This is a genomic window from Caballeronia calidae, assembly GCF_900044055.2.
In the GTDB taxonomy this organism is placed as follows: domain Bacteria; phylum Pseudomonadota; class Gammaproteobacteria; order Burkholderiales; family Burkholderiaceae; genus Caballeronia; species Caballeronia calidae.
In genome coordinates, this window is the sequence record NZ_FCOX02000358.1 from 1 (window position 1) to 593 (window position 593).

The window sequence follows — 593 nt, forward strand, 5'->3', positions numbered from 1 at the left end:
CCGTTGGTCGCGATCGAACCCACGCTGATCGCCCCACCCGAGAGCGTCGTCCCCGCCGTGATCGACACATTGCCGCCGCTCGTGCTGATGCTTGAGAGGCTCACCAATGCCCCCGCGCTCACGCTCACCGAACTACCCGTCACCGCGCCGAGTAAAATTTGGCTGCTCGCCGTTGCCGCCACTGCGCCACTTGCGGCAATCGAGGATATCCCTGTAATGTTCGTCGTATTCGCATCGCCCAGCGTCACCGCGCTGAACACCCCGCTGGTCGTCAGGCCCTGAAGGTTGTTTAAACCCACCGTCATGCCCGCTAGACTCGCCAGCCCCGAACCCGACTGCACCGTCAGCGCACCCGTCGTCTGCGCAGTCACTCCACCGGTGCTCAGACCACTGGCATCCGCGCGCACGGAGATATTCCCACTTTGCCCGCTGCCGCCCAACTGCATCGTCGGGAAGATCAAGGCATAGGTGTTACGTGCGCCCGCTAAGGAACGAGTGAGAAATAACTTCCCGGCGGTGCTGGGTGGTGGGAAGCGGCACTGTTAAGATGCAATGGATCCGGAGGATAGACGATGCAGGCTGGTTACAGGGCT

The 593-nt window shown here is 62.2% G+C and carries 1 protein-coding gene; it reads left to right on the top strand.

Features of this window, described 5'->3' with window-relative positions; translation table 11 throughout:
• Positions 1-282, top strand: a 282-nt coding sequence (locus AWB78_RS43025) for a hypothetical protein (protein WP_157697933.1), incomplete at its 5' end; no start/stop codon positions are given.
• Positions 283-593: the final 311 nt, after the last annotated feature.